The following is a 683-nucleotide window of genomic DNA, read 5'->3' as shown; positions in this document are numbered from 1 at the left end:
CCGGAGAAGACCAAAATTGTGTACTGTAAAAGCTGGATAAACAAAGCAGAGTACGAGCGGGTTAGTTTTGACTTTCTGGGGTTTACATTTCGCCCCCGGCTAGTAAAAACGAGAAAAGGCCCTTATCGTGTTTGTTTCTTACCAGCCATCAGTCAAAAAGCAGCCAAGCGGATACGAAGCTCCATCAATGAATGGCCTTGGCAGAAATGGCAGCAATGCGATATAGCGGTGATTATCCGGTATAGTCGAAATAAGCTGAGAGGCTGGATGAACTATTATGGTGAACAGGGGAAAGCGGAGATTGCAAATATCCTATTTCATTTTGATAAGAAACTCAGTCGCTGGGCACTGCGCAAGTATAAAAAGGTGCGGACGTTGATCCAGGCGGCGAAAAGAGTCAATGCCTTCAGAAGAAGGAATCGACATTTATTAGCCCACTGGAATAGAGCATGCTTGCAAGGTTGAATGATAAGAGCCGTATGAAGCGAGAGTTTCACGTACGGTTCTGTGAGAGGCTTGAGGGGTGGTTCCTCTTGCCTACTCGACTCCATGGCTGGCAGCGAAGGATTCTGACGGTTAGTGAACTGTAATCAGCAGCAACTACCACTGAGCCCAGATCAGAATGAAAGCGGACAAAACCATCGCCATTTACCGCCGCATGCGCAATCAGCCGCTATGGCGGT

At 47.6% G+C, this 683-nt stretch carries 1 protein-coding gene; it reads left to right on the top strand.

The genetic code is table 11. From position 1 onward, the window contains the following. Positions 1 to 465, top strand: a 465-nt coding sequence (locus ACOCD2_RS24250) for a group II intron maturase-specific domain-containing protein (RefSeq protein WP_419601669.1), incomplete at its 5' end; no start/stop codon positions are given. Positions 466 to 683: the final 218 nt, after the last annotated feature.

The organism is Thiolapillus sp. (genome assembly GCF_048562965.1).
GTDB classification, from domain to species: Bacteria; Pseudomonadota; Gammaproteobacteria; order Chromatiales; family Chromatiaceae; genus Thiolapillus; species Thiolapillus brandeum_A.
The sequence above is the reverse complement of the archived record's forward strand: the minus strand, read 5'-3'. Positions and strand labels throughout refer to the sequence as shown.